Annotated in this window: 3 protein-coding genes; 2 read left to right on the top strand and 1 reads right to left on the bottom strand. The window is 72.3% G+C overall.

The genetic code is table 11. The annotated features are described in order from the left end of the window. Positions 1-150: 150 nt before the first annotated feature. Positions 151-2877 carry a DNA polymerase I gene (polA, locus tag ACFVYK_RS19805; protein ID WP_389775513.1) on the bottom strand — a complete coding sequence of 909 codons (2727 nt, stop codon included), beginning with the start codon at positions 2875-2877 and terminating at the stop codon, positions 151-153. 337 nt (positions 2878-3214) lie between these two features. On the opposite strand from polA, the gene ACFVYK_RS19800 reads away from it, so the two are divergent. Both ACFVYK_RS19800 and ACFVYK_RS19795 read left to right on the top strand, forming a co-directional pair. Beyond that, positions 3215-5506, top strand: a complete 2292-nt coding sequence (locus ACFVYK_RS19800; protein ID WP_389775511.1) for an FdhF/YdeP family oxidoreductase — start codon at positions 3215-3217, stop codon at positions 5504-5506. A gap of 49 nt (positions 5507-5555) precedes the next feature. Next, positions 5556-6023: a PaaI family thioesterase gene (locus ACFVYK_RS19795; protein ID WP_389775508.1), complete on the top strand. Its 468-nt coding sequence runs from the start codon at positions 5556-5558 to the stop codon at positions 6021-6023. Positions 6024-6273: the final 250 nt, after the last annotated feature.

Raw genomic sequence — 6273 nt, 5'->3', positions numbered from 1 at the left:
GTGCTGGTGCGCCGGTCCCGGGCTGGTGTCCTGCGCCTGAAATTCCTAGGTAGTTCTGGCCGAGTTGCGGACAGTCAACACGCCTGGTCGCGACCGGATTTGGATCGCCACGACGAGGCGGATCCACCGACGGATTGCTGGCGCAGGACACTAGTGGGCCGCCGACTCCCAGTCCGGGCCGGCGCCCACCGAGACGCCCAGCGGGGCCCTGAGGCGGACGGCGTCGACCATCTCGCGGCGGACCAGTTCCTCCACGGCCGCCCGCTCGCCGGGGGCGATCTCCAGGACGATTTCGTCGTGGACCTGGAGCAGCATGCGGGAGGTGAGGCCGGCCTCGCGCAGCGCGCCGTCCACCTTGAGCATGGCGATCTTGACGATGTCGGCGGCCGTGCCCTGGATGGGCGCGTTGAGGGCCATGCGTTCGGCCGCCTCACGGCGCTGACGGTTGTCGCTGTTGAGGTCGGGCAGATAGCGGCGGCGGCCGAACAGGGTCGCCGTGTAGCCCGTCGCCCGTGCCTCGTCGACGGCGCGGCGCAGGTAGTCCCGTACGCCGCCGAAGCGCTCGAAGTAGGCGTCCATGAGGGCTCGGGCTTCGCCCGCGTCGATGTTCAGCTGCTGGGACAGGCCGAACGCCGACAGCCCGTAGGCCAGGCCGTAGGACATGGCCTTGATCTTGCGGCGCATCTCCGCGTCCACCGCGCCGGGCTCGACGCCGAAGACCTGGGAGGCGGCCGTGGTGTGCAGGTCCTCGCCGGAGGTGAACGCCTCGATGAGGCCGGCGTCCTCCGACAGATGGGCCATGACCCGCAGCTCGATCTGGCTGTAGTCGGCCGTCATCAGCGATTCGAAGCCCTCGCCGACGACGAAGCCGCGGCGGATGGCCCGCCCCTCGTCCGTGCGGACGGGGATGTTCTGCAGGTTGGGGTCGGTGGAGGACAGCCGGCCGGTCGCGGCGACCGTCTGGTTGAACGTGGTGTGGATGCGGCCGTCGGCGGCGATCGTCTTGATCAGGCCCTCGACGGTGACGCGCAGCTTCGCCTGCTCGCGGTGGCGCAGCATGACGACCGGCAGCTCGTTGTCCGTCTGGCCGGCCAGCCAGGCCAGGGCGTCGGCGTCGGTGGTGTAGCCGGTCTTGGTCTTCTTCGTCCTGGGCAGACCGAGCTCGCCGAAGAGGACTTCCTGGAGCTGCTTGGGCGAGCCCAGGTTGAACTCGTGCCCGGCCGCCGCGTGCGCCTCCTTCACGGCCTGCTGGACGGCGCCGGCGAACATCTGCTCCATCGCCTCCAGGTGGGCGCGGTCGGCGGCGATGCCATGGCGCTCCATGCGGGCCAGGAGGGCGGAGGTCGGCAGTTCCATGTCGCGCAGCAGGTCGGTCGCGCCGACCTCCTCCAGCCGGCCCCGGAAGGCCTCCCCGAGGTCGACGATCGTGCGGGCCTGCACCATCAGGGCCTCGGCCTCCGCGCTGTCGTCCGCGCCGAAGGCGAGCTGTCCGTCGGCCGCGGCGGCGGGGGCCAGCTCGCGGCCCAGGTACTCCAGGGACAGCGCGTCCAGGTCGAAGGAGCGGCGGCCCGGCTTGACCAGGTAGGCGGCGAGCGCGGTGTCCATGAAGACGCCGGCGACGGACCAGCCGTGCTCGGCGAACACGCGCATGGCGGCCTTGGCGTCGTGCAGGACCTTGGGACGTTCCTCGGCGGCGAGCCAGGCCGCCCACGCGTTCTCGTCGGTCTCGTCGAGTTCCGCCGGGTCGAACCAGGCGGCGGCTCCGCCGCCGGCGGCCAGCGCGATCTCGGCGACCGAGCCCGCGCCCAGCGCCCAGGCGCCGACGGTGGCCACGCCCAGGGTCTGCGTGCCGTGCTCGGCGAGCCAGCCGGCCAGCTCGCCCGTGGCCAGCACCGCGCCGTCCAGCTCGACGCCGGCGGTGATCACCGGGGTGGTCACGGCCTCCTCGCCGCCGGGGTCGACGGCGAACAGGCGCTCGCGCAGCGAGGGGTTCCTGATCTCCAGGGTGTCCAGGACCAGCGCGACGGCCGTGCGGTCGTAGGGGGCGCGCTCCAGTTCGGCGACCCCCTTGGGCAGCTCGACGTCGCGGACCATCTCGGTGAGGCGGCGGTTGAGCTTGACGGCCTCCAGATGGTCCCGCAGGTTCTGCCCGGCCTTGCCCTTGACCTCCTCGACGCGCTCGACGAGCTCCGCGAACGAACCGAACTGGTTGATCCACTTCGCGGCCGTCTTCTCGCCGACGCCCGGGATGCCGGGCAGGTTGTCGGACGGGTCGCCGCGCAGCGCCGCGAAGTCGGGGTACTGGGCGGGCGTCAACGCGTACTTCTCGAAGACCTTCTCGGGGGTGAACCGGGTCAGCTCCGAGACGCCCTTCGTCGGGTACAGCACCGTGGTGTGCTCGGACACCAGCTGGAAGGAGTCGCGGTCGCCGGTGACGATCAGGACCTCGAAGCCGGCGGCCTCGGCCTGGGTGGCGAGGGTGGCGATGACGTCGTCCGCCTCGAAGCCGTCGACCGCGAACCGCGAGACGTGCATCGCGTCGAGCAGCTCGCCGATCAGCTCGACCTGCCCCTTGAACTCGTCGGGCGTCTTGGAGCGGTTGGCCTTGTACTCGGTGAACTCCTCCGAGCGCCAGGTCTTGCGGGAGACGTCGAAGGCGACCGCGAAATGCGTGGGCGACTCGTCACGCAACGTGTTGGCGAGCATGGACGCGAAACCGTAGATCGCGTTCGTCGGCTGGCCCGTCGCGGTGGTGAAGTTCTCCGCGGGCAGCGCGAAGAACGCGCGGTACGCCAGCGAGTGCCCGTCCATGAGCATCAGGCGCGGGCGACTTGCGCCGGTGGGGGTGTCGGTCTTCTTCGCTGCTGTCTCTGCCACGCCCCCGATCCTGCCACGCCCCACTGACACTCGGCTCCGGCCGCCACGGCCCGGCCCGCGAAGCGGCCCGCGCACCCCGCGCCGCGCCCCCGGCACCGACGTCCCCGTGCACGCGCGGACGAGGGCACCCCCATGTCCGCACGCCCGGCCGCGCCCCGGCCCGCTCCCCCGCCCACGCCCCTGTCGGCGCCCGCCGACGCGAGCTCTCCCGCCCGCAGCCCCCGGGCCGTTTTCGTGAGCAGGACCACACGGGATCGTTGTCGGCGCCGCGTGCGAGGATCGCCGTGGCGGCGCGCACGGCACGCGGCCCACCCGGCAGGTCGAAGGAGAGTGCCCGATGGCAAGCAAGCCGCCCAAGAGCGATCCGGTCCAGGACGCGCCGCGGGTCGCCGAGCCCCAGCACGCGGCGGCGGGCCTGCCGGCCGTCGGACACTCCCTGCGCATCGCCAGGCGGCAGATGGGCGTGAAGCGCACCGCGCTGACGCTGCTGCGCGTCAACCAGAAGGACGGCTTCGACTGCCCGGGCTGCGCGTGGCCCGAGCCCGAGCACCGGCACGCCGCGGAGTTCTGCGAGAACGGCGCGAAGGCTGTCGCCGAGGAGGCCACCCTGCGGCGGGTCACCCCCGAGTTCTTCGCCGCGCACACCGTCGCCGACCTCGCCGGCCGCAGCGGCTACTGGCTGGGTCAGCAGGGCCGGCTCACCCATCCCATGTACCTGCCCGAGGGGGCCGAGCGCTACGAGCCGGTGACCTGGGAGCGCGCCTTCGACATCATCGCCGAGGAGACGGCGGCCCTCGCCTCCCCCGACGAGGCCGTCTTCTACACCTCGGGCCGCACCAGCAACGAGGCCGCGTTCCTCTACCAGCTCTTCGCCCGCGAACTGGGCACGAACAACCTGCCGGACTGCTCCAACATGTGCCACGAGTCGTCCGGCTCGGCCCTGATGCAGACCATCGGCGTCGGCAAGGGCAGCGTCCTGCTGGAGGACCTCCACCAGGCCGACCTGATCATCGTCGCCGGACAGAACCCGGGCACCAACCACCCCCGCATGCTCTCCGCCCTGGAGAAGGCCAAGGCGGGCGGCGCGAAGATCATCAGCGTCAACCCGCTGCCCGAGGCGGGCCTGGAGCGCTTCAAGAACCCGCAGACCCCGCAGGGCATGGTCAAGGGCGCCGCGCTCACCGACCTGTTCCTGCAGATCCGCATCGGCGGCGACCAGGCGCTCTTCCGCCTCCTCAACAAGCTCGTCCTGGAGACCGAGGGCGCGCTCGACGAGGCGTTCATCGCACAGCACACCCACGGTTTCGAGGAGTTCGCCGAGGCCGCGCGGTCCGCCGACTGGGACGAGACGGTCATCGCGACCGGTCTGACCCGCGAGCGGATCGAGGAAGCCCTGCGCATGGTGCTCGCCTCACGGCGGACCATCGTCTGCTGGGCCATGGGCCTCACCCAGCACAAGCATGCCGTGCCCACCATCCGCGAAGTCGTCAACTTCCTTCTGCTTCGCGGCAACATCGGGCGCCCGGGCGCGGGCGTGTGCCCGGTGCGCGGCCACTCCAACGTGCAGGGCGACCGCACCATGGGCATCTTCGAGCGGCCGGCGCCGGCCTTCCTGGACGCCCTGGAGAAGGAGTTCGGCTTCGCGCCGCCGCGCGCCCACGGCTACGACGTCGTACGGGCCATCCGCGCGCTGCGCGACGGCGAGGCGAAGCTGTTCTTCGCCATGGGCGGCAACTTCGTGTCGGCCTCCCCCGACACCGAGGTCACCGAGGCGGCCATGCGGCGCGCCCGGCTGACCGTGCACGTGTCGACCAAGCTGAACCGCTCGCACGTCGTCACCGGAGCGCGCGCCCTGATCCTGCCCACCCTCGGACGCACCGAGCGCGATCTGCGGGGCGCCGGCGAGCAGTTCGTGACCGTCGAGGACTCCATGGGCATGGTGCACGCCTCGCGGGGCTCTCTCGCGCCCGCGAGCGCGCACCTGCTGTCCGAGCCGGCCATCGTCTGCCGGCTGGCCCGCCGGGTGCTGGGCGAGGACAGCGCGACGCCGTGGGAGGAGTTCGAGCACGACTACGCGACGATCCGTGACCGCATCGCGCGCGTGATCCCCGGCTTCGAGGACTTCAACGCGCGCGTGCGGGACGCCGACGGCCGCCCCGGCGGCTTCACCCTCCCGCACGCCCCGCGCGACGAGCGCCGGTTCCCCACCGCCACCGGCAAGGCCAACTTCACGGCCGCGCCGGTCGAGTACCCGAAGCTGCCCGAGGGCCGCCTGCTGCTGCAGACGCTGCGCTCGCACGACCAGTACAACACCACGATCTACGGCCTCGACGACCGCTACCGCGGCATCAGGAACGGCCGCCGGGTCGTCCTGGTCAACGCCGAGGACGCGCGCGTCCTCGGGCTCGCCGAGGGCGCGTACGTGGACCTGGTGAGCGAGTGGGACGACGGCGTGGAGCGGCGCGCGCCGGGTTTCCGGATCGTCCTCTACCCCACCCCCCGGGGCTGCGCCGCCGCGTACTACCCGGAGACCAACGTGCTGGTCCCGCTGGACGCCACGGCCGACACCAGCAACACCCCGGCCAGCAAGTCCGTCGTCGTCCGTCTGGAACAATCGAGCACCGACTGAGCGTTTGCTCAGTGACGCCGGATGTGATCGACGAACGGAGCCGGGCCCGATGGGCGAGCAGCAGCACGTGAAGTTCCCGCAAGAGGTCATCGACGAGTACGCCGCCCTCGGCATCGACATCCTCGCCCTGTTCTCCGCCGGGCACCTCGGCTCCCGCATGGGCGTGCAGATCGTCGAGGCGTCCGCGGACCGCGTCGTCGGCACCATGCCCGTCGAGGGCAACACCCAGCCCTACGGGCTGCTCCACGGCGGCGCCTCCGCGGTCCTCGCCGAGACCCTCGGCTCGGTCGGCTCCATGCTGCACGGCGGCAGCACCAAGATCGCCGTCGGGGTCGACCTGAACTGCACCCACCACCGCGGCGTCCGCTCCGGTCTGGTGACCGGCGTCGCCACGCCCGTGCACCGGGGGCGCTCCACGGCCACGTACGAGATCGTGATCAGCGACGAGGAGGGCCGGCGTGTGTGCACCGCACGGCTGACCTGTCTGCTGCGCGACGCCCCCGCCGCCGGGAGCTGACGCCCGGCACCCCGTGCGGTGACACCCGTTGCCCGTCACCGCCCCGGCTGCCTGGCGTCGCGGGCATGACGTCGGTGGGCCCCCCGGGGGGCGGCAGCGACGGCAGTGCTGCTCAGACCGGCCCTGCCGGCGGAGGCGACACCGACGGGCGTGACGCCGACCGGAGCGACGCCGGCGGGGACGGCGACGGCAGGGGCGGAGACGGAGACGGCGACGGCGGGGACGGCGGGGACGGCGACGGCGGCCTTAC

This window comes from Streptomyces sp. NPDC058291, assembly GCF_042880855.1.
GTDB lineage: Bacteria > Actinomycetota > Actinomycetes > Streptomycetales > Streptomycetaceae > Streptomyces.
The sequence above is the reverse complement of the archived record's forward strand: the minus strand, read 5'-3'. Positions and strand labels throughout refer to the sequence as shown.

Excerpts from the sequence above, each read along its gene's own strand:
- ACFVYK_RS19800 (WP_389775511.1), top strand. The coding sequence starts at position 3,215 with ATGGCAAGCAAGCCGCCCAAGAGCGATCCGGTCCAGGACGCGCCGCGG.
- ACFVYK_RS19795 (WP_389775508.1), top strand. The coding sequence starts at position 5,556 with ATGGGCGAGCAGCAGCACGTGAAGTTCCCGCAAGAGGTCATCGACGAG.